The sequence below is a fragment of the Thauera sp. K11 genome (assembly GCF_002354895.1).
In the GTDB taxonomy this organism is placed as follows: Bacteria; Pseudomonadota; Gammaproteobacteria; order Burkholderiales; family Rhodocyclaceae; genus Thauera; species Thauera sinica.
The window spans coordinates 926,681-950,771 of sequence record NZ_CP023439.1 but is presented as its reverse complement, the minus strand read 5'-3'; the positions used below and the strand labels follow the sequence as shown (position 1 = coordinate 950,771).

General features: G+C 72.3%; 2 protein-coding genes. Both read right to left on the bottom strand.

Annotated features, from left to right (window positions below):
- Positions 1-47: 47 nt before the first annotated feature.
- Positions 48-23,105, bottom strand: coding sequence for a non-ribosomal peptide synthetase (locus tag CCZ27_RS04230; RefSeq protein ID WP_096445866.1), 23,058 nt, complete (start codon positions 23,103-23,105; stop codon positions 48-50).
- The gene (locus tag CCZ27_RS24610) at positions 23,102-24,082 is read right to left on the bottom strand and encodes a non-ribosomal peptide synthetase (protein WP_332460893.1); all 981 of its coding nucleotides are present in this window, start codon (positions 24,080-24,082) and stop codon (positions 23,102-23,104) included. Before CCZ27_RS24610 ends, CCZ27_RS04230 begins: the two co-directional genes overlap by 4 nt.
- Between the last annotated feature and the right edge of the window lie 9 nt (positions 24,083-24,091).

Below are 24,091 nucleotides of genomic sequence, written 5' to 3'. Positions count from 1 at the left end.
GAAAGACACATATTCAATGTTGGTTGATGACTGGGACGGTACGGCGCTCAGTCTTCGTTCTCGCTGGCGAGCAATGCCGCGATCTCTTCGGCCGACAATCCTTCCAGCTCGGCCATTGCCTGCGCCACGTCGTTCGGGTCGTAGTGGGATACCGTGGCGAGCAGCACGCTCTTGGCCAGCGCCTCGACGGTCGGCTCGGCGAGCACCTGGCTGAGGCTCAACTCGACGGAGAAGTCCTGCCTCAAGCGGACGAGCAGTTGCACCGCCAGCAGCGAGTGGCCGCCCAGTTCGAAGAAGTTGTCGTGGCGGCCGACCTGCTCCACCCCCAGCAACTCGCTCCACAGCCGCGCCAGCGTCTGTTCCACGTCGCCCTGCGGCGCCTCGAAGCTGCGCCGCACGAAGGCGTCGCCTTCGGGGGCCGGCAGCGCCGCCCGGTCCAGCTTGCCGTTCGGCGTCAGCGGCAGGCGGTCCAGCCGCACGAAGGCCGACGGCACCATGTACGACGGCAGCCCGTCGCCCGCGTGCGTGCGCAGCGCGTCGGCCGCGGCGTCACCCACGTAGTACGCCACCAGATGCTTGGCTTCGCCGTCACCCGATTCGCGCGCGATCACCACCACGTCGCTCACGCCTTCGCATTGCGCCAGGTGGGCTTCGATCTCGCCCAGTTCGATGCGGAAGCCCCGCACCTTCACCTGGAAGTCGTTGCGGCCCAGGTATTCGATCGTTCCGTCCGACAGCCACCGGCCCAGGTCGCCCGTCTTGTACATGCGCGCCGGGGCCTCGCCCTCGGCCACGGTGACGAACGGGTCCGCCATGAAGCGCTCGGCCGTCAGCTCCGGCTGGTTCAGGTAGCCCGCGCCCACGCACCGGCCCCCGATCCAGATCTCGCCCACCACCCCGATCGGCACCGGCGCCCGATGCTCGTCCAGCACGTACAGCCGCGTGTTGCGGACCGGACGGCCCAGCGGCACCCCCTGCGCGTACCCGCCCAGCTCCGCCTCCAGCCCGTGCCACACCACCACGTCGCTGCACTCGGTCGGGCCGTAGCTGTTGATGAACCGCGGCCGCGGCGATGGAATCTGCTGCAGCCTGCCCGCCTGGACCGCCTCCCCGCCCAGCACCACCGTCCCCAGCCGCTGCAGCCCCCCCGCACCCGCCTCGATCAGCGCATGGAACGCGCTCGGCGCCAGGTTGAGCCACGTGATGCCTTCGGCCTCGATCTGCGCGAGGATGCGCTGCGGATCGAACGGTTCCGCCCCCAGGTGCAGGCAGCCACCCACCACCAGCGGACCGAAGATGTTCTTCTGCGTCAGGTCGAAGCTGTGCGAACTCAGCAGCAGGACACGGTCCTCACCGCTCAGGCCCGCGTCCTCGACGTACCACCCCAGCAGGTTCTGCAGCCCCCGCCGCCAGACCTGCGCCGCCTTCGGACGGCCCGTCGAGCCCGAGGTGTAGATCACGTAGGCCAGGTGCGCCTCGTTGCCCGCGAACGGCTCGGGGTTGGCCGTGCTGGCATCCGCCCAGGCGGACGGCTGCGCCATGTCCAGCAGCACCGCACCGGGCCGCTCCGCGCCGATGCGCCCGGCCAGTTCGGCCGCGCTGATCACCACCGCCGGTTCGCAGTCCTCGAGCATGTAGGCCAGCCGCTCGCCCGGATAGCCCGGGTCCAGCGGCACGTACGCCCCGCCCGCCTTGAGCACCGCCACCAGCGCCACCACCAGCTCCACGCTGCGCCCCAGGCACACCGCCACCCGCGCATCCGGCCCCACCCCCAGCGTGCGCAGGTGGTGCGCCAGGCGGTTCGCGCGGGCGTTCAGTTCGGCGTACGTCAGCAACGCCCCGTCCTGCCTCACCGCGACCGCCTGCGGCGTGCGATCGACCTGCGCCTCGATCAGTTCGTGCAGGCAGCGGCCCGGCGGATAGTCCCGCGCCGTCGCGTTCCAGCCCTCCAGCACCTGCGTCCGCTCGGACGCCGGCAGCACGTCCAGCGCACGCAGCGCCTGCTGCGGGTCGCGCTCCAGCGCCGCCGCCACGACCTCCAGCGCGCGCTGCATGAAGCCGCACACCCGCGCGGCCAGCGGCGCCTCCATCACCTGCGCGCCGAGCACGAAGTCTTCGCCCAGGTCATCGACCGTCAGCGTCAGCGCATAGGTCGTGCGCTCGCTCGCTCCCAGCGATTCGACGTCGTTCCCGCCCTCGGCCGGCACGCCGTCCGCCGCCGCGTCGCCCACCGCCACCGCGCTGTGCCGGTAGTTGAGCAGCGAGGTGAACAGCGGCGCCGGCGTCTGCACCGCGCTGCAGCGCTGCGCCAGCGCCAGCGGCGCATGCTCGTGCCGCAGCAGTTGCGCCAGCCGTTCGTGCGTCTGCCGCAGCGCCGCTTCCACGCCCGCGTCGCCTATACCGAGGCGCACCGGCAGCGTGTTGATGAACATCCCCATCACCCGGTCCGCGCCTTCGCCGCCCTGCATGCGCCCGAACAGCACCGTCCCGAACACCACGTCCTCGCGACCCGTCGTGCGCGCCAGCACCAGCGACCACGCCAGGTGCATCAGGCTCGCCGCGCTCACCCCCAGCCGGCGCGCCTGCGCCCGCACCGACTGCGCCAGCGTGCGCGGCAGCAGCACATGGTGTTCGTCCAGCCCGCCCAGGGCTTCCGTCAGCCCGAACGGCGCCGTCGGTTCGTCGATGTCGCCCAGCATCTGGGTGAAGAAGGCTTCGTGCTCTTCCTGGCTCACCCCCAGCCGCGCCTGCGCCACGAAGTGGCGGAACGGCACTGGTGCCGGCAGTTCCGCTTCGCGGCCCTGTTCGATCAGCTCGGCTTCCTCGACCAGCAGCTCCAGCGTCGTGTGGTCGATCGCCAGGTGGTGCGCCAGGATGTGCAGCAGCCAGCGCCCGTTCCGCGCGTCCTCCACCAGGTGCGCGCGCAGCAGCGGCGCGCGGCCCAGGTCCAGCCGCGTGTGCTGCGGGTCGAAGCGCGCTTCCAGCGCCGCGGCCAGGTCTGCCGTGCCGAAGTCGCCCGCGTCCAGTTCGACCAGCTCGAGCCGCGCTTCGCGTTGCACCACCTGCACCGGCTGCGACAGCCCTTCCCAGTACACCGCCGTGCGCAGGATGTCGTGCCGCCCGATCACCTGCTGCACCGTGTCCACGAAGCGCGACACCGCTTCGCGCTGCTTGAAGCCATACACGCTGGGCAGCAGGTACGGGTCGCCGTCCTCGGCCATCAGGTGGTGGAACAGGATGCCTTCCTGCAGCGGCGCCAGCGGGTAGATGTCCTGGACGTTCCGCACGCCCCCGGGCACCTGCGCCACCAGCCGGTCCAGTTCGTCCTGCGTCAGCGCCGCCAGCGTCACCATCTCCGGCGTGATGCGTTCGGCGCTGCCGTCGGCCGGGATGCCGTTCGGCGGCACCTCGATCCGCGCCGGCCCCGCGCCCACGCTCGCGGCCAGTTCGGCCAGGCTCGTGCTGGTGAAGAGCGCGCGTACGTCGGCCTGCAGCCCGGCCTGGCGCATGCGCTCGATCAGGCTCACCGCCAGCAGCGAATGCCCGCCCAGTTCGAAGAAGTTGTCATGGCGGCCGACCTGCGCCACCCCCAGCAGTTCGCTCCACAGCCGCGCCAGGGTCTGTTCGACCTCGCCCTGCGGCGCTTCATAGCCGCGGCGCACGAAGGCGTCGCCTTCGGGGGCCGGCAGCGCCGCCCGGTCCAGTTTGCCGTTGGGGGTCAGCGGCAGGCGCGCCAGCCGCACGAAGGCCGACGGCACCATGTACGACGGCAGCCCGTCGCCCGCGTGCGCGCGCAGCGCCTCGGCTGCGGCCTCGCCCACGTAGTACGCCACCAGGTGCTGGGTGTCGTCGGCGCCGTCCGCACGGGCGATCACCACCACGTCGCTGACGTCCGCGGCCTGCGCCAGGTGCGCCTCGATCTCGCCCAGCTCGATGCGGAAGCCCCGCACCTTCACCTGGAAGTCGTTGCGGCCCAGGTATTCGATCGTCCCGTCCGACAGCCACCGGCCCAGGTCGCCCGTCTTGTACATGCGCGGGGCCGGGTTCCCGGCCGTGGCCGTGGCGAACGGGTCCGCGACGAAGCGCTCGGCCGTCAGCTCCGGCTGGTTCAGGTAGCCGCGTGCCACGCCGTCGCCGCCGATGTACAGCTCGCCCGCCACCCCGATCGGTACCGGCTGGCCGTGGCCGTCCAGGATGTAGATCCGCGTGTTGCCGATCGGGCGGCCGATGTGCAGCACGCCGTCCGCGCTCAGTGTCCCCGAGCTGGCCACCACCGTGTTCTCGGTCGGGCCGTAGTTGTTCACCAGCGCCTGCCCCGACGGCAGGCCCGACGGCCAGCGCCGCAGCCGGTCGCCGCCGATCAGCAGGCTGCGCACCCCGCCGTTGGACTGGCCGTGCGCGAGCGCGTGCTCGGCCAGCGGCGTCACCAGGAAGCTCACGTCCAGCGCCTGCGACTGCCACCATGCCAGCAGCGCCTGCGGGTCCCCTTCGCTCGCCGCCGGCGCCAGCAGCAGCGTGCCGCCCGCGGCCAGCACCGGCCAGGTCTCCCACGCGCAGGCGTCGAACGCCACCCCCGCCGTGCAGCTGCTGCGGCTGCCCGCCTCCAGTCCGAAGCGCTCGATGTGCCAGCCGATCAGGTTGTTCAGGCTGCGCTGTTCGATCATCACCCCCTTGGGGCGGCCCGTCGAACCCGAGGTGTAGATCACGTAGGCCAGGTGATGCGGCCTCAGCCCGGCGACCGTCACCGCGCCCTCGGGCAGGGCGCGCCAGGCGCCGTCCTGGCGCAGGTCCAGCACCGGCAGCGCCGGTTCGTGGCGTGCCGCGGCGATCGCGATCAGCGTCTGCAGCTCCGCCTCCAGCCCCCCGTCGGTCAGGATCACGCCCGGTTCGCAGTCTTCGAGCATGTAGGCCAGCCGCTCGCCCGGGTAGGCCGGGTCCAGCGGTACGTAGGCGCCGCCGGCCTTGAGCACCGCCAGTTCCGCCACCACCAGTTCCACGCTGCGCCCCAGGCATACCGCCACCCGCACGTCCGGTCCCACGCCCAGCGTGCGCAGGTGGTGTGCCAGGCGGTTCGCGCGGGCGTCCAGTTCGGCGTACGTCAGCGACGTTTCGTCCTGCTGCAGCGCGACCGCCTGCGGCGTGCGCGCGGCCTGCGCTTCGATGAGTCGTGCCGTGCCCTGTTCCAGGGCGTACGGCCGGTGCGTGGCGTTCCAGCCGTCCACCACCTGCGCGCGCTCGGCCTCGGGCAGGATCGCCAGCCGGCTCACCGCCACCTCCGGCTGCGACAGCATCGCTTCGAGCAGCACCTGCCAGCCGCCCACCATCCGTTCCATCGTCGCCCGCGACCACAGCGCCGTCGCGTAGTTCAGACCCCCGCCCACGCCCCCTTCCAGCGGCATCAGGTTCAGCGTCAGGTCGAACTGCGCCGTCGCCTGCGGGCTTGCCAGCGGGCGCAGCGTCAGACCCGGCAGGCTCAGTTCTCCTTCCGGCGTGTTCTGCCACGCCAGCACCGCCTGGAACAGCGGCGTGGTCGACAGGCTGCGCGGCGGCTGCACCAGGTCCACCACCTGTTCGAACGGCAGCGCCTGGTGCGCCTGCGCCCCCAGCACCTGCGCCTTCACCCGCGCCAGCAGGTCGCGCGTGTCCGGTCCTTCGCCCGCTCCTTCGTCCTGTCCTTCGCCCGCGCCCGCCGCGCGCAGGTCCACCGGCAGCGCCAGCGTGTTCACGAAGAACCCGATCAGCCCTTCCACTTCCTGGCGCGTGCGACCGGCCACCGGCGTGCCGATCACCACTTCGTCCTGCCCCGCCAGCCGGCCCAGCAGCACGCCCCAGCTGGCCAGCAGCACCATGTACAGCGTCACCCCTTCGCGCTGCGCCAGCGCCTGCAGCCGCTGCGTCAGCGCCTCCGGCAGCCACACCGGCACCGTGTCGCCCCGGTAGTCCTGCTGCGCCGGACGCGCGTGGTCCAGCGGCAGGCTCAGCAGCCGCGGACGCGCCGCCAGCGTCGCCTGCCAGTACGCCTGCTGCGCCGCCAGCGCGCCCCCGCTCAGCCACTGCCGCTGCCACGCCGCGTAGTCCGCGTACTGCACCGCCAGCGCCGGCAGCGGGTCGTCTTCGCCCGCCACGCAGGCGCCGTACTGCGTGCTCAACTCGTCGAGCAGCACCCCGATCGACCAGCCGTCCGAGATGATGTGGTGCATGCACAGCGACAGCACGTGATGCCCTTCGCCCAGGCGCATCAGCCGCGCCCGCAGCAGCGGGCCGCGTTCCAGGTCGAACGGCGCCGACGCTTCCGACCCCAGGCTCGCCTGCAGCGCCGCGTCCTGCGCTTCGCCCGCCAGCCCCGACAGGTCTTCCGTGTGCCATGCCAGCGCACTGTCGGGCCCGTCGATCACCTGTACCGGCTGGCCCTGTCCGTCCACCCCGAAGCGCGTGCGCAGCGCTTCGTGGCGCGCCTGCACCCGCCACAGCGCCTGCGCGAGCGCCGCGGCGTCCAGTTCGCCTTCGAGCGCGACCGCGCCGGCGATGTGGTACGCCTCGCTCGCCCCGCCCAGGCGGCCCAGGAACCACAGCCGCTGCTGCGCCAGCGACAGCGGCAGCGGCGCGGCGCGGTCGGCCCGCCCGATCGCCTCGAGCACCGCCCCGGCTTCGCCCGCCGCGCGCCGCGCCTCGATCCGCGCCGCCAGTTCGGACAGGCTCGCCGTGTCGAACAGTTCGGACAGGCTCAGCTCCAGTGCGACTTCGCTGCGCAGCCGCGACACCAGTTGCACCGCCAGCAGCGAATGCCCGCCCAGTTCGAAGAAGTTGTCGTGGCGGCCGACCTGCGCCACCCCGAGCAGTTCGCTCCACAGCCGCGCCAGCGTCTGTTCGACCTCGCCCTGCGGCGCTTCATAGCCGCGGCGCACGAAGGCGTCGCCTTCGGGGGCCGGCAGCGCCGCCCGGTCCAGCTTGCCATTCGGGGTCAGCGGCAGGCGCGCCAGGCGCACGAAGGCCGACGGCACCATGTACGACGGCAGCCCGTCGCCCGCGTGCGTGCGCAGCGCGTCGGCCGCGGCTTCGCCCACGTAGTACGCCACCAGGTGCTGGGTGTCGGTGTCGCCATCCGCACGGGCGATCACCACCACGTCGCTGACGTCCGCGGCCTGCGCCAGGTGCGCTTCGATCTCGCCCAGTTCGATGCGGAAGCCCCGCACCTTCACCTGGAAGTCGTTGCGGCCCAGGTACTCGATCGTCCCGTCCGCCAGCCACCGGCCCAGGTCGCCCGTCCGGTACATGCGCGGGGCCGGGTTCCCGGCCGTGGCCGCGGCGAACGGGTCCGCCACGAAGCGCTCGGCCGTCAGCTCGGGCTGGTTCAGGTAGCCGCGCGCCACGCCGTCGCCGCCGATGTACAGCTCCCCCGCCACCCCGATCGGTACCGGCTGGCCGTGGCCGTCCAGGATGTAGATCCGCGTGTTGCCGATCGGGCGGCCGATGTGCAGCACGCCGTCCGCGCTCAGCGTCCCCGAGCTGGCCACCACCGTGTTCTCGGTCGGGCCGTAGTTGTTCACCAGCGCCTGCCCCGACGGCAGGCCCGACGGCCAGCGCCGCAGCCGGTCGCCGCCGATCAGCAGGCTGCGCACCCCGTCGTTGGCCTGGCCGTGCGCGAGCGCGTGCTCGGCCAGCGGCGTCACCAGGAAGCTCACGTCCAGCGCCTGCGACTGCCACCATGCCAGCAGCGCCTGCGGGTCCCCTTCGCTCGCCGCCGGCGCCAGCAGCAGCGTGCCGCCCGCGGCCAGCACCGGCCAGGTCTCCCACGCGCAGGCGTCGAACGCCACCCCCGCCGTGCAACTGCTGCGGCTGCCCGCCTCCAGTCCGAAGCGCTCGATGTGCCAGCCGATCAGGTTGTTCAGGCTGCGCTGTTCGATCATCACCCCCTTGGGGCGGCCCGTCGAACCCGAGGTGTAGATCACGTAGGCCAGGTGATGCGGCCTCAGCCCGGCGACCGTCACCGCGTCCTCGGGCAGGGCGCGCCAGGCGCCGTCCTGGCGCAGGTCCAGCACCGGCAGCGCCGGTTCGTGGCGTGCCGCGGCGATCGCGATCAGCGTCTGCAGCTCCGCCTCCAGCCCCCCGTCGGTCAGGATCACCCCCGGTTCGCAGTCTTCGAGCATGTAGGCCAGCCGCTCGCCCGGGTAGGCCGGGTCCAGCGGTACGTAGGCGCCGCCGGCCTTGAGCACGGCCAGTTCCGCCACCACCAGTTCCACGCTGCGCCCCAGGCATACCGCCACCCGCACGTCCGGCCCCACGCCCAGCGTGCGCAGGTGGTGCGCCAGGCGGTTCGCGCGGGCGTCCAGTTCGGCGTACGTCAGCGACGTTTCGTCCTGCTGCAGCGCGACCGCCTGCGGCGTGCGCGCGGCCTGCGCTTCGATGAGTCGTGCCGTGCCCTGTTCCAGGGCGTACGGCCGGTGCGTGGCGTTCCAGCCGTCCACCACCTGCGCGCGCTCGGCCTCGGGCAGGATGCCCAGGCTGTTCAGCGCCCGCTGCGGATCGCGCGCCAGCGCGTCGGCCAGGCCCGCCAGCGCGCGCTGCATGAAGTGGCAGACACGCAGCGGGTCCAGCCCGGCGACGGCCTGGGCGGAGAGCAGGAAGTCCTGGCCCAGGTCGTCGACCGACAGGGTCAGCGGGTAGTTGGTGCGGTCATGCCCGCCCAGTTCCACGATCTCGTCGTCGCGCTCGGCCGTGCCGTCGAGCACGGCCTGCATGCCCGGGCTGTAGCGGTAGTTGAGCAGTGACGTAAACAGCGGCGCCGGCGCTTCGACCGCGCTGCAGCGCTGCGCCAGCGACAGCGGGGCGTGTTCGTGACGCAGCAACTGCGCCAGCCGCGCATGCGTCTGCCGCAGCGCCGCTTCCACGCCCGATCCGTCCACGGAAAAGCGTACCGGCAGGGTGTTGATGAACATCCCCATCACCCGGTCCGCGCCTTCGCCGCCCTGCATGCGACCGAACAGCACCGTCCCGAACACCACGTCCGCGCGCCCCGTCGTGCGCGCCAGCACCAGCGACCACGCCAGGTGCATCAGGCTCGCCGCGCTCACCCCCAGCCGGCGCGCCTGCGCGCGGACCGTCTGTGCCAGCGCCGGGTCCAGCCGCAGCCGTGCTTCCTCGATCCCGCTGCCGTCGCCCTGCACGTCCAGCAGCCCGAACGGCGCCGTCGGCTCGTCGATGTCGCCCAGCATCTGGGTGAAGAAGGCTTCGTGTTCTGCCTGGCTCACCCCCAGCCGCGCCTGCGCCACGAAGTGCCGGAACGGCACCGGCGCCGGCAGTTCCGACTCCCGGCCCTGTTCGATCAGTTCGGCCTCTTCGACCAGCAGGTCCAGCGTCGTGTGGTCGATCGCCAGGTGGTGCGCCAGGATGTGCAGCAGCCAGCGACCGTTCCGCGCGTCCTCCACCAGGTGTGCGCGCAGCAGCGGCGCGCGGCCCAGGTCCAGCCGCGTGTGCTGCGGGTCGAAGCGCGCTTCCAGCGCCGCGGCCAGCTCTGCCGTGCCGAATTCTTCCGCGTCCAGCTCGACCAGCTCGAGCCGCGCTTCGCGCTGCACCACCTGCACCGGCTGCGACAGCCCTTCCCAGTACACCGCCGTGCGCAGGATGTCGTGCCGCCCGATCACCTGCTGCACCGTGTCCACGAAGCGCGACACCGCTTCGCGCTGCCGGAAGCCGTACACGCTGGGCAGCAGGTACGGGTCGCCGTCCTCGGCCATCAGGTGGTGGAACAGGATGCCTTCCTGCAGCGGCGCCAGCGGGTAGATGTCCTGGACGTTCCGCACGCCCCCGGGCACCTGCGCCACCAGCCGGTCCAGTTCGTCCTGCGTCAGCGCCGCCAGCGTCACCATCTCCGGCGTGATGCGCTCGGCGCTGCCGTCGGCCGGGATGCCGTTCGGCGGTACCTCGATCCGCGCCGGCCCCGCGCCCACGCTCGCGGCCAGTTCGGCCAGGCTCGTGCTGGTGAAGAGCGCGCGCACGTCGGCCTGCAGCCCGGCCTGGCGCATGCGCTCGATCAGGCTCACCGCCAGCAGCGAGTGCCCGCCCAGTTCGAAGAAGTTGTCGTGGCGTCCGACTGGCTCCACGCCGAGCAACTCGCTCCACAGCCGCGCCAGGGTCTGTTCGACGTCGCCTTGCGGCGCTTCATAGCCGCGGCGCACGAAGGCGTCGCCTTCGGGGGCCGGCAGCGCGGCCCGGTCCAGCTTGCCGTTCGGCGTCAGCGGCAGGCGTGCCAGCCGCACGAAGGCCGACGGCACCATGTACGACGGCAGCCCGTCGCCTGCGTGCGCGCGCAGTGCTTCGGCTGCGGCCTCGCCCACGTAGTACGCCACCAGGTACTTGGTGTCGGTGTCGCCGTCCGCCCGCGCGATCACCACCACGTCGCTGACGTCCGCGGCCTGCGCCAGGTGGGCTTCGATCTCGCCCAGTTCGATGCGGAAGCCCCGCACCTTCACCTGGAAGTCGTTGCGGCCCAGGTATTCGATCGTTCCGTCCGCCAGCCACCGGCCCAGGTCCCCCGTCCGGTACATGCGCGCCGGGGCGTCGCCTTCGGCCACGGTGGCGAACGGGTCCGCCACGAAGCGCTCGGCCGTCAGCTCCGGCTGGTTCAGGTAGCCGCGTGCCACGCCGTCGCCGCCGATGTACAGCTCGCCCGCCACCCCGATCGGTACCGGCTGGCCGTGGCCGTCCAGGATGTAGATCCGCGTGTTGCCGATCGGACGGCCCAGCGGCACGCTGGCCGCCTCTTCCGCCAGCGATTCGATCTCGTGCGTGATCGCGAACGTCGTGCTCTCGGTCGGGCCGTAGCCGTTGAGCAGGTGCTGCGGACGGTGCTCGCGCAGCACCTTGCGCACCACCCGCGGGTCCAGCGCGTCACCGCCGATGATCAGGTAGCGCAGCCCCGGCAGCACCGGGCCCAGCACCCGCTCGTACTGGTTGAACAGGCCCACCGTCAGCCACAGCACGCTCACCGCGCGATCGCCCAGCGCCCCCGCCAGACGCTGCGGATCGAGCAGCGTGTCCTGGTCGATCACCACCACCGCACCACCGTTGAGCAGCGCCGCCCACACTTCCAGCGTGCTCGCGTCGAACGCCGGGTTCGCCGCCAGCGCCACCCGGTCATCCGCGCCGAACGCCGCGTAGCCGTTGTTGCGCACCAGCCGCACGATCCCCCGGTGCAGGATCTCCACCCCTTTCGGGCGGCCCGTCGAGCCCGAGGTGTACATGACGTAGGCCAGCGCGTCGCCGCCCGTGCGTACGTCCGGCGTGCCGGACGGCTGCGACGACAGCGCCTCGCCGTCCGCGTCGAGCCGCTGCAGGCCGGACAGTTCCGCGGCCGCCGCTTCGCCGGCGCGCCCGATCAGCAGGCGCACCCCCGCGTCCTGCGCCATCAGCGCCTGGCGCTCGCCCGGCAGCACCGTGTCCAGCGGCAGGTACGCTCCGCCCGCCTTGAGCACCGCCAGTTCCGCCGCCACCAGTTCGGCCGAGCGCGGCAGGCTCAGCGCCACCGCCTCGCCCGCCTGCAGCCCAGCATCGAGCAGCGCGTGTGCCAGGCGGTTCGACCACGCGTCCAGTTCCGCGTAGCTCAGCGTCCGCTCGCCGTCGAGCACCGCCGGCGCGGACGGCGTGGCCTGCACCATCTGTGCGAACAGCTCGCCCACCCCGCTCTCCCGCGGGTAGGCGTAGGACGTCGCGTTCCAGCCGTCCACCACCTGCGCGCGCTCGGCTTCGGGCAGGATCGCCAGCCGGCTCACCGCCACCTCCGGCTGCGACAGCATCGCTTCGAGCAGCACCTGCCAGCCGCCCATCATCCGTTCCATCGTCGCCCGCGACCACAGCGCCGTCGCGTAGTTCAGACCCCCGCCCACGCCCCCTTCCAGCGGCATCAGGTTCAGCGTCAGGTCGAACTGCGCCGTCGCCTGCGGGCTCGCCAGCGGGCGCAGCGTCAGCCCCGGCAGGCTCAGTTCTCCTTCCGGCGTGTTCTGCCACGCCAGCACCGCCTGGAACAGCGGCGTGGTCGACAGGCTGCGCGGCGGCTGCACCAGGTCCACCACCTGTTCGAACGGCAGCGCCTGGTGCGCCTGCGCCCCCAGCACCTGCGCCTTCACCCGCGCCAGCAGGTCGCGCGTGTCCGGTCCTTCGCCCTGTCCTTCATCCGCGCCCGCCGCGCGCAGGTCCACCGGCAGCGCCAGCGTGTTCACGAAGAACCCGATCAGCCCTTCCACTTCCTGGCGCGTGCGGCCGGCCACCGGCGTGCCGATCACCACTTCGTCCTGTCCCGCCAGCCGGCCCAGCAGCACGCCCCAGCTGGCCAGCAGCACCATGTACAGCGTCACCCCTTCGCGCTGCGCCAGTGCCTGCAGCCGCTGCGTCAGCGCCTCCGGCAGCCACACCGGCACCGTGTCGCCCCGGTAGTCCTGCTGCGCCGGGCGCGCGTGGTCCAGCGGCAGGCTCAGCAGCCGCGGACGCTCTGAGAGCGTCGCCTGCCAGTACGCCTGCTGCGCCGCCAGCGCGCCCCCGCTCAGCCACTGCCGCTGCCACGCCGCGTAGTCCGCGTACTGCACCGCCAGCGCCGGCAGCGGGTCGTCTTCGCCCGCCACGCAGGCGCCGTACTGCGTGCTCAACTCGTCGAGCAGCACCCCGATCGACCAGCCGTCCGAGATGATGTGGTGCATGCACAGCGACAGCACGTGATGCCCTTCTCCCAAACGCATCAGCCGCGCCCGCAGCAGCGGGCCGCGTTCCAGGTCGAACGGCGCCGACGCTTCCGACCCCAGGCTCGCCTGCAGCGCCGCGTCCTGCGCTTCGCCCGCCAGCCCCGACAGGTCTTCCGTGTGCCACGCCAGCGCACTGTCGGGCCCGTCGATCACCTGCACCGGCTGGCCCTGTCCGTCCACCCCGAAGCGCGTGCGCAGCGCTTCGTGGCGCGCCTGCACCCGCCACAGCGCCTGCGCGAGCGCCGCGGCGTCCAGTTCGCCTTCGAGCGCGACCGCGCCGGCGATGTGGTACGCCTCGCTCGCCCCGCCCAGGCGGCCCAGGAACCACAGCCGCTGCTGCGCCAGCGACAGCGGCAGCGGCGCGGCGCGGTCGGCCCGCCCGATCGCCTCGAGCACCGCACCGGCTTCGCCCGCCGCGCGCCGCGCCTCGATCCGCGCCGCCAGTTCGGACAGGCTCGCCGTGTCGAACAGTTCGGACAGGCTCAGTTCGAGTGCGACTTCGCTGCGCAGCCGCGATACCAGTTGCACCGCCAGCAGCGAATGCCCGCCCAGTTCGAAGAAGTTGTCGTGGCGGCCGACTTGCGCCACGCCCAGCAGTTCGCTCCACAGCCGCGCCAGCGTCTGTTCGACCTCGCCTTGCGGCGCTTCATAGCCGCGGCGCACGAAGGCGTCGCCTTCGGGGGCCGGCAGTGCGGCCCGGTCCAGCTTGCCGTTGGGGGTCAGCGGCAGGCGCGCCAGGCGCACGAAGGCCGACGGCACCATGTACGACGGCAGCCCGTCGCCTGCGTGCGCGCGCAGTGCTTCGGCCGCGGCCTCGCCCACGTAGTACGCCACCAGGTGCTTGGCTTCGCCTTCGCCCGATTCGCGCGCGATCACCACCACGTCGCTCACGTCCGCGGCCTGCGCCAGGTGCGCTTCGATCTCGCCCAACTCGATGCGGAAGCCCCGCACCTTCACCTGGAAGTCGTTGCGGCCCAGGTATTCGATCGTTCCGTCCGCCAGCCAGCGGCCCAGGTCGCCCGTCCGGTACATGCGCGCCGGGGCCTCGCCCTCGGCCACGGTGACGAACGGGTCCGCCATGAAGCGCTCGTCCGTCAGCTCCGGCTGGTTCAGGTAGCCCGCGCCCACGCACCGGCCCCCGATCCAGATCTCGCCCACCACCCCGATCGGCACCGGCGCCCGATGCTCGTCCAGCACATACAGCCGCGTGTTGCGGACCGGACGGCCCAGCGGCACCCCCTGCGCGTACCCGCCCAGCTCCGCCTCCAGCCCGTGCCACACCACCACGTCGCTGCACTCGGTCGGGCCATAGCTGTTGATGAACCGCGGCCGCGGCGATGGAATCTGCTGCAGCCTGCCCGCCTGGACCGCCTCCCCGCCCAGCACCACCGTCCCCAGCCGCTGCAGCACCCCCGCACCCGCCTCGATCAGCGCATGGAACGCGCTCGGCGCCAGGTTGAGCCACGTGATGCCTTCGGCCTCGATCTGCGCGAGGATGCGCTGCGGATCGAACGGTTCCGCCCCCAGGTGCAGGCAGCCCCCCACCACCAGCGGACCGAAGATGTTCTTCTGCGTCAGGTCGAAGCTGTGCGAACTCAGCAGCAGGACACGGTCCTCACCGCTCAGGCCCGCGTCCTCGACGTACCACCCCAGCAGGTTCTGCAGCCCCCGCCGCCAGACCTGCGCCGCCTTCGGACGGCCCGTCGAGCCCGAGGTGTAGATCACGTAGGCCAGGTGCGCCTCGTTGCCCGCGAACGGCTCGGGGTTGGCCGCACTGGCATCCGCCCAGGCGGACGGCTGCGCCATGTCCAGCAGCACCGCTCCGGGCCGCTCCGCGCCGATGCGCCCGGCCAGTTCGGCCGCGCTGATCACCACCGCCGGTTCGCAGTCCTCGAGCATGTAGGCCAGCCGCTCGCCCGGATAGCCCGGGTCCAGCGGCACGTACGCCCCGCCTGCCTTGAGCACCGCCACCAGCGCCACCACCAGTTCCACGCTGCGCCCCAGGCACACCGCCACCCGCGCATCCGGCCCCACCCCCAGCGTGCGCAGGTGGTGCGCCAGGCGGTTCGCGCGGGCGTTCAGTTCGGCGTACGTCAGCAACGCCCCGTCCTGCCGCACCGCGACCGCCTGCGGCGTGCGATCGGCCTGCGCCTCGATCAGTTCGTGCAGGCAGCGGCCCGGCGGATAGTCCCGCGCCGTCGCGTTCCAGCCGTCCACCACCTGCGCGCGCTCGGCCTCGGGCAGGATCGCCAGCCGGCTCACCGCCACCTCCGGCTGCGACAGCATCGCTTCGAGCAGCACCTGCCAGCCGCCCACCATCCGTTCCATCGTCGCCCGCGACCACAGCGCCGTCGCGTAGTTCAGACCCCCGCCCACGCCCCCTTCCAGCGGCATCAGGTTCAGCGTCAGGTCGAACTGCGCCGTCGCCTGCGGGCTTGCCAGCGGGCGCAGCGTCAGACCCGGCAGGCTCAGTTCTCCTTCCGGCGTGTTCTGCCACGCCAGCACCGCCTGGAACAGCGGCGTGGTCGACAGGCTGCGCGGCGGCTGCACCAGGTCCACCACCTGCTCGAACGGCAGCGCCTGGTGCGCCTGCGCTCCCAGCACCTGCGCCTTCACCCGCGCCAGCAGGTCGCGCGTGTCCGGTCCTTCGTCCGCTCCTTCGTCCTGTCCTTCGCCCGCGCCCGCCGCGCGCAGGTCCACCGGCAGCGCCAGCGTGTTCACGAAGAACCCGATCAGCCCTTCCACTTCCTGGCGCGTGCGGCCGGCCACCGGCGTGCCGATCACCACTTCGTCCTGTCCCGCCAGCCGGCCCAGCAGCACGCCCCAGCTGGCCAGCAGCACCATGTACAGCGTCACCCCTTCGCGCTGCGCCAGCGCCTGCAGCCGCTGCGTCAGCGCCTCCGGCAGCCACACCGGCACCGTGTCGCCCCGGTAGTCCTGCTGCGCCGGGCGCGCGTGGTCCAGCGGCAGGCTCAGCAGCCGCGGACGCGCCGCCAGCGTCGCCTGCCAGTACGCCTGCTGCGCCGCCAGCGCACCCCCGCTCAGCCACTGCCGCTGCCACGCCGCGTAGTCCGCGTACTGCACCGCCAGCGCCGGCAGCGGGTCGTCTTCGCCCGCCACGCAGGCGCCGTACTGCGTGCTCAACTCGTCGAGCAGCACCCCGATCGACCAGCCGTCCGAGATGATGTGGTGCATGCACAGCGACAGCACGTGATGCCCTTCGCCCAGGCGCATCAGCCGCGCCCGCAGCAGCGGGCCGCGTTCCAGGTCGAACGGCGCCGACGCTTCCGACCCCAGGCTCGCCTGCAGCGCCGCGTCCTGCGCTTCGCCCGCCAGCCCCGACAGGTCTTCCGTGTGCCATGCCAGCGCACTGTCGGGGCCGTCGATCACCTGTACCGGCTGGCCCTGTCCGTCCACCCCGAAGCGCGTGCGCAGCGCTTCGTGGCGCGCCTGCACCCGCCACAGCGCCTGCGCGAGCGCCGCGGCGTCCAGTTCGCCTTCGAGCGCGACCGCGCCGGCGATGTGGTACGCCTCGCTCGCCCCGCCCAGGCGGCCCAGGAACCACAGCCGCTGCTGCGCCAGCGACAGCGGCAGCGGCGCGGCGCGGTCGGCCCGGCCGATCGCCTCGAGCACCGCACCGGCTTCGCCCGCCGCGCGCCGCGCCTCGATCCGCGCCGCCAGTTCGGACAGGCTCGCCGTGTCGAACAGTTCGGACAGGCTCAGTTCGAGTGCGACTTCGCTGCGCAGCCGCGATACCAGTTGCACCGCCAGCAGCGAATGCCCGCCCAGTTCGAAGAAGTTGTCGTGGCGGCCGACCTGCGCCACGCCGAGCAACTCGCTCCACAGCCGCGCCAGCGTCTGTTCGACGTCGCCCTGCGGTGCTTCATAGCCGCGGCGCACGAAGGCGTCGCCTTCGGGGGCCGGCAGTGCGGCCCGGTCGAGCTTGCCGTTGGGGGTCAGCGGCAGGCGCGCCAGGCGCACGAAGGCCGACGGCACCATGTACGACGGCAGCCCGTCGCCCGCGTGCGTGCGCAGCGCCTCGGCCGCGGCCTCGCCCACGTAGTACGCCACCAAATGCTGGGTGTCGGTGTCGCCATCCGCACGGGCGATCACCACCACGTCGCTGACGTCCGCGGCCTGCGCCAGGTGCGCCTCGATCTCGCCCAGTTCGATGCGGAAGCCCCGCACCTTCACCTGGAAGTCGTTGCGGCCCAGGTATTCGATCGTTCCGTCCGACAGCCACCGGCCCAGGTCGCCCGTCTTGTACATGCGCGCCGGGGCGTCGCCCTCGGCTACGGTGACGAACGGGTCCGCGACGAAGCGCTCGGCCGTCAGCTCCGGCTGGTTCAGGTAGCCGCGCGCCACGCCGTCGCCGCCGATGTACAGCTCCCCCGCCACCCCGATCGGTACCGGCTGACCGTGGCCGTCCAGGATGTAGATCCGCGTGTTGCCGATCGGACGGCCGATGTGCAGCACGCCGTCCGCGCTCAGTGTCCCCGAGCTGGCCACCACCGTGTTCTCGGTCGGGCCGTAGTTGTTCACCAGCGCCTGCCCCGACGGCAGGCCCGACGGCCAGCGCCGCAGCCGGTCGCCGCCGATCAGCAGGCTGCGCACCCCGCCGTTGGCCTGGCCGTGCGCGAGCGCGTGCTCGGCCAGCGGCGTCACCAGGAAGCTCACGTCCAGCGCCTGCGACTGCCACCATGCCAGCAGCGCCTGCGGGTCCCCTTCGCTCGCCGCCGGCGCCAGCAGCAGCGTGCCGCCCGCGGCCAGCACCGGCCAGGTCTCCCACGCGCAGGCGTCGAACGCCACCCCCGCCGTGCAACTGCTGCGGCTGCCCGCCTCCAGTCCGAAGCGCTCGATGTGCCAGCCGATCAGGTTGTTCAGGCTGCGCTGTTCGATCATCACCCCCTTGGGGCGGCCCGTCGAACCCGAGGTGTAGATCACGTAGGCCAGGTGATGCGGCCTCAGCCCGGCGACCGTCACCGCGTCCTCGGGCAGGGCGCGCCAGGCGCCGTCCTGGCGCAGGTCCAGCACCGGCAGCGCCGGTTCGTGGCGTGCCGCGGCGATCGCGATCAGCGTCTGCAGCTCCGCCTCCAGCCCCCCGTCGGTCAGGATCACCCCCGGTTCGCAGTCTTCGAGCATGTAGGCCAGCCGCTCGCCCGGGTAGGCCGGGTCCAGCGGTACGTAGGCGCCGCCGGCCTTGAGCACGGCCAGTTCCGCCACCACCAGTTCCACGCTGCGCCCCAGGCATACCGCCACCCGCACGTCCGGCCCCACGCCCAGCGTGCGCAGGTGGTGCGCCAGGCGGTTCGCGCGGGCGTCCAGTTCGGCGTACGTCAGCGACGTTTCGTCCTGCTGCAGCGCGACCGCCTGCGGCGTGCGCGCGGCCTGCGCTTCGATGAGTCGTGCCGTGCCCTGTTCCAGGGCGTACGGCCGGTGCGTGGCGTTCCAGCCGTCCACCACCTGCGCGCGCTCGGCCTCGGGCAGGATGCCCAGGCTGTTCAGCGCCCGCTGCGGATCGCGCGCCAGCGCGTCGGCCAGGCCCGCCAGCGCGCGCTGCATGAAGTGGCAGACACGCAGCGGGTCCAGCCCGGCGACGGCCTGGGCGGAGAGCAGGAAGTCCTGGCCCAGGTCGTCGACCGACAGGGTCAGCGGGTAGTTGGTGCGGTCATGCCCGCCCAGTTCCACGATCTCGTCGTCGCGCTCGGCCGTGCCGTCGAGCACGGCCTGCATGCCCGGGCTGTAGCGGTAGTTGAGCAGCGACGTAAACAGCGGCGCCGGCGCGTCGACCGCGCTGCAGCGCTGCGCCAGCGACAGCGGGGCGTGTTCGTGACGCAGCAACTGCGCCAGCCGCGCGTGCGTCTGCCGCAGCGCCGCTTCCACGCCTACTTCGCCCACGCCCAGGCGCACCGGCAGCGTGTTGATGAACATCCCCATCACCCGGTCCGCGCCTTCGCCGCCCTGCATGCGCCCGAACAGCACCGTCCCGAACACCACGTCCTCGCGACCCGTCGTGCGCGCCAGCACCAGCGACCACGCCAGGTGCATCAGGCTCGCCGCGCTCACCCCCAGCCGGCGCGCCTGGGCACGGACCGTCTGCGCCAGCGCCGGGTCCAGCCGCAGCCGTGCTTCCTCGATCCCGCTGCCGTCGCCCTGCACGTCCAGCAGCCCGAACGGCGCCGTCGGTTCGTCGATGTCACCCAGCATGTCGTGGAAGAAGGCTTCGTGCTCTTCCTGGCTCACCCCCAGCCGCGCCTGCGCCACGAAGTGGCGGAACGGGACCGGCGCGGGCAGTTCCGCTTCGCGGCCCTGTTCGATCAGCTCGGCTTCCTCGACCAGCAGGTCCAGCGTCGTGTGGTCGATCGCCAGGTGGTGCGCCAGGATGTGCAGCAGCCAGCGACCGTTCCGCGCGTCCTCCACCAGGTGCGCGCGCAGCAGCGGCGCGTGGCCCAGGTCCAGCCGCGTGTGCTGCGGGTCGAAGCGCGCTTCCAGCGCCGCGGCCAGGTCTTCCGTGCCGAAGTCGCCCGCGTCCAGTTCGACCAGCTCGAGCCGCGCTTCGCGTTGCACCACCTGCACCGGCTGCGACAGCCCTTCCCAGTACACCGCCGTGCGCAGGATGTCGTGCCGCCCGATCACCTGCTGCACCGTGTCCACGAAGCGCGACACCGCTTCGCGCTGCTTGAAGCCATACACGCTGGGCAGCAGGTACGGGTCGCCGTCCTCGGCCATCAGGTGGTGGAACAGGATGCCTTCCTGCAGCGGCGCCAGCGGGTAGATGTCCTGGATGTTCCGCACCCCGCCGGGCACCTGCGCCACCAGCCGGTCCAGTTCGTCCTGCGTCAGCGTGGCCAGCGTCACCATCTCCGGCGTGATGCGTTCGGCGCTGCCGTCGGCCGGGATGCCGTTCGGCGGCACTTCGATCCGTGCCGGCCCCGCGCCCACGCTCGCGGCCAGTTCGGCCAGGCTCGTGCTGGTGAAGAGCGCGCGCACGTCGGCCTGCAGCCCGGCCTGGCGCATGCGCTCGATCAGGCTCACCGCCAGCAGCGAATGCCCGCCCAGTTCGAAGAAGTTGTCGTGGCGGCCGACCTGCGCCACCCCCAGCAGTTCGCTCCACAGCCGCGCCAGCGTCTGTTCGACGTCGCCTTGCGGTGCTTCATAGCCGCGGCGCACGAAGGCGTCGCCTTCGGGGGCCGGCAGTGCCGCCCGGTCGAGCTTGCCGTTGGGGGTCAGCGGCAGGCGCGCCAGGCGCACGAAGGCCGACGGCACCATGTACGACGGCAGCCCGTCGCCCGCGTGCGCGCGCAGCGCCTCGGCCGCGGCCTCGCCCACGTAGTACGCCACCAGGTACTTGGTGTCGGTGTCGCCGTCCGCCCGCGCGATCACCACCACGTCGCTCACGTCCGCGGCCTGCGCCAGGTGCGCCTCGATCTCGCCCAGTTCGATGCGGAAGCCCCGCACCTTCACCTGGAAGTCGTTGCGGCCCAGGTATTCGATCGTCCCGTCCGACAGCCACCGGCCCAGGTCGCCCGTCCGGTACATGCGCGCCGGGGCGTCGCCTTCGGCCACGGTGGCGAACGGGTCCGCGACGAAGCGCTCGGCCGTCAGCTCCGGCTGGTTCAGGTAGCCGCGTGCCACGCCATCGCCGCCGATGTACAGCTCGCCTGCCACCCCGATCGGCACCGGCTGGCCGTGGCCGTCCAGGATGTAGATCCGCGTGTTGCCGATCGGGCGGCCCAGCGGCACGCTGGCCGCCTCTTCCGCCAGCGATTCGATCTCGTGCGTGATCGCGAACGTCGTGCTCTCGGTCGGGCCGTAGCCGTTGAGCAGGTGCTGCGGACGGTGCTCGCGCAGCACCTTGCGCACCACCCGCGGGTCCAGCGCGTCACCGCCGATGATCAGGTAGCGCAGCCCCGGCAGCACCGGGCCCAGCACCCGCTCGTACTGGTTGAACAGGCCCACCGTCAGCCACAGCACGCTCACCGCGCGATCGCCCAGCGCCCCCGCCAGACGCTGCGGATCGAGCAGCGTGTCCTGGTCGATCACCACTACCGCGCCGCCGTTGAGCAGCGCCGCCCACACTTCCAGCGTGCTCGCGTCGAACGCCGGGTTCGCCGCCAGCGCCACCCGGTCATCCGCGCCGAACGCCGCGTAGCCGTTGTTGCGCACCAGCCGCACGATCCCCCGGTGCAGGATCTCCACCCCTTTCGGACGGCCCGTCGAGCCCGAGGTGTACATGACGTAGGCCAGCGCGTCGCCGCCCGTGCGCACGTCCGGCGTGCCGGACGGCTGCGACGACAGCGCTTCGCCGTCCGCGTCGAGCCGCTGCAGGCCGGACAGTTCCGCAGCCACCGCTTCGCCGGCGCGCCCGATCAGCAGGCGCACCCCCGCGTCCTGCGCCATCAGCGCCTGGCGCTCGCCCGGCAGCACCGTGTCCAGCGGCAGGTACGCTCCGCCCGCCTTGAGCACCGCCAGTTCCGCCACCACCAGTTCGGCCGAGCGCGGCAGGCTCAGCGCCACCGCCTCGCCCGCCTGCAGCCCTGCATCGAGCAGCGCGTGCGCCAGGCGGTTCGACCACGCGTCCAGTTCCGCGTAGTTCAGCGTCCGTTCGCCGTCGAGCACCGCCAGGGCGGACGGCGTGGCCTGCGCCATCTGTGCGAACAGTTCGCCCACCCCGCTCTCCCGCGGGTAGGCGTAGGACGTCGCGTTCCAGCCCTGCACCACCTGCCAGCGCTCGGAGGCCGGCAGCACGCCCACGCCGCTCAGCGGCGCCTGCGGATGCGACGACAGCGCCTCCACCAGGCCCGACAGCGCGCTCTGCATGAAGCCGCACACCCGCGCGGCCTCCAGCGGGCGGCTCACCTGCGCCGTCAGCAGGAAGCCTTCGCCCAGGTCGTCCACCGAGAACGTCAGCGGGTAGTTCGTGCGTTCGTGGCCGGCCACTGCCACCAGGTCGGCAAACGCGCGCTCCACGCCGTCGCCGCCCGCCTCGTCCGCTTCGGGGCTGTAGCGGTAGTTGAGCAGCGCGGTGAACAGCGGCGCCGGCGCTTCGACCGCGCTGCAGCGCTGTGCCAGCGACAGCGGGGCGTGTTCGTGACGCAGCAACTGCGCCAGGCGCGCATGCGTCTGCCGCAGCGCCGCTTCCACGCCCGATCCGTCCACGGAAAAGCGCACCGGCAGGGTGTTGATGAACATCCCCATCACCCGGTCCGCGCCTTCGCCGCCCTGCATGCGCCCGAACAGCACCGTCCCGAACACCACGTCCTCGCGACCCGTCGTGCGTGCCAGCACCAGCGACCACGCCAGGTGCATCAGGCTCGCCGCGCTCACCCCCAGCCGGCGGCAGTGGTGACGGATGGCGGCGGCCAGTTCGGGAGCAACCCGGTGTTCCGCCTCTTCGATTTCGCTGCCGTCGCCCTGCACGTCCAAGAGCCCGAACGGCGCCGTCGGTTCGTCGATGTCACCCAGCATCTGGGTGAAGAAGGCTTCGTGCTCGGCCTCGCTCACCCCCAGCCGCGCCTGCGCCACGAAGTTGCGGAACGGCACCGCCGCCGGCAGCTCCGATGCCCGGCCCGCCTCGATCAGCGCCGCCTCTTCGACCAGCAGGTCCTGCGTCGTGTGGTCCAGCACCAGGTGGTGCGACAGGATGCGCAGCAGCCACCGCCCGTTCCGGGCGTCCTCGGCCACCCAGGCGCGGATCAGCGGCGCCTGCGTCAGGTCGAAGCGCGTGTTGCGCGGGTCCAGCCGCGCTTCGAGCTGCGCCGCCGCCTCGCCCTGCGACGGGTCCAGCGCGATCTCCTCGATCGCGAGCCGCGCCTGCCGGCTGACCACCTGCAGCGGTTCGGGCACGCCCTGCCACACGAGGCTCGTGCGCAGGATGTCGTGACGGTCGATCACGCGCTGGATCGCCGCCAGCAGGCTGTCCAGGCGCTCGCGCGAGGGAGCCGCGATCAGGCCGGCCTCGACGTAGGCGTCGTGCTCCGGGTCCACCAGGTGGTGGAACAGCATGCCTTCCTGCAGCGGCGCCAGCGGGTAGATGTCCTGGATGTTCGGCGTGCCGCCCGCCACCTGTGCGACCAGGGCGTCGATCTCGTCCTGCGTCAGCGCCGCCAGCGTCACCATCTCCGGCGTGATGCGTTCGGCACTGCCGTCGGACGGGATGCCGTTCGGCGGCACGGCGACGCGTCCGCCCAGGCCGGTCGTCTGCCCGCCTTGCTGCAGGAACGCGATCAGTTCGGCCTTCTTCTGGCGCAGCAGATCGACGAGGCCCGCATCGGCCAGCGCTTTCTTGTCTCCGCGTACAGCGAGTTGATCTCCATTCAGCGCGAGAGAGATACCTTTGGCCTCGAGGAGGGACAGGAGGTCGACGACAGTCACAGCAATATCTCCTCGATTTCCGTCGTGGCCGCGGCAAAGTCGGCCAGAATCGGGCTCGAAAACAGTGTTCCGACATCCACGTGCAGCCCGGCTGCACGCATGCGTTCGATCAGGGTGATGGCCAGCAGCGAGTGCCCGCCCAATTCGAAGAAGTTGTCGTGGCGGCCGACCTGCTCCACCCCCAGCAACTCGCTCCACAGCCGCGCCAGCGTCTGTTCCACCTCGCCCTGCGGTGCTTCATAGCCGCGGCGCACGAAGGCGTCGCCTTCGGGGGCCGGCAGTGCGGCCCGGTCGAGCTTGCCGTTGGGGGTCAGCGGCAGGCGTTCCAGCCGCACGAAGGCCGACGGCACCATGTACGACGGCAGCCCGTCGCCCGCGTGCGCGCGCAGCGCGTCGGCCGCGGCTTCGCCCACGTAGTACGCCACCAGGTGCTTGGCTTCGCCGTCGCCCGATTCGCGCGCGATCACCACCACGTCGCTCACGCCTTCGCATTGCGCCAGGTGCGCCTCGATCTCGCCCAGTTCGATCCGGAAGCCCCGCACCTTCACCTGGAAGTCGTTGCGGCCCAGGTACTCGATCGTTCCGTCCGACAGCCAGCGGCCCAGGTCGCCCGTCCGGTACATGCGCGCCGGGGCCTCGCCCTCGGCCACGGTGGCGAACGGGTCCGCCATGAAGCGCTCGTCCGTCAGCTCCGGCTGGTTCAGGTAGCCCGCGCCCACGCACCGGCCCCCGATCCAGATCTCGCCCACCACCCCGATCGGCACCGGCGCCCGATGCTCGTCCAGCACATACAGCCGCGTGTTGCGGACCGGACGGCCCAGCGGCACCCCCTGCGCGTACCCGCCCAGCTCCGCCTCCAGCCCGTGCCACACCACCACGTCGCTGCACTCGGTCGGGCCGTAGCTGTTGATGAACCGCGGCCGCGGCGATGGAATCTGCTGCAGCCTGCCCGCCTGGACCGCCTCCCCGCCCAGCACCACCGTCCC